The sequence below is a fragment of the Dietzia sp. UBA5065 genome, from assembly GCA_002415925.1.
Taxonomy (GTDB): domain Bacteria; phylum Actinomycetota; class Actinomycetes; order Mycobacteriales; family Mycobacteriaceae; genus Dietzia.
Genome location: DIAZ01000145.1, coordinates 1 through 242 on the forward strand (window position 1 = coordinate 1; position 242 = coordinate 242).

Consider the following 242-nt stretch of genomic DNA (forward strand, 5'->3'; position numbering starts at 1 on the left):
GTTGAGCAGGCTGCGGTCCCGCCGTCCCAGGCCCGGCCGGTTCCAGATGTTGCCCCAGACGTTCTCGGTGACCACGTACTGGATGGCCTCCGACGCCGTCCCGGCCGCCCGGCCCATGGCCCTGTCGACAAAGGCATCGCTCATCACCTCGCGCCGGGTGGCGAAACCCCGCTCGCGGAGGTCCCCGGCCGAAGGCCCCTCGCCCGAACCGCTCGTCGTCGTCATCTGGTGGTCCTTTCCTC

The 242-nt window shown here is 70.7% G+C and carries 1 pseudogene; it reads right to left on the minus strand.

Going from position 1 to position 242, the window contains the following annotated elements:
- A pseudogene (locus B4M60_RS11985) lies at positions 1 to 225 on the minus strand (4-carboxymuconolactone decarboxylase); the annotation flags it as partial.
- Between the last annotated feature and the right edge of the window lie 17 nt (positions 226 to 242).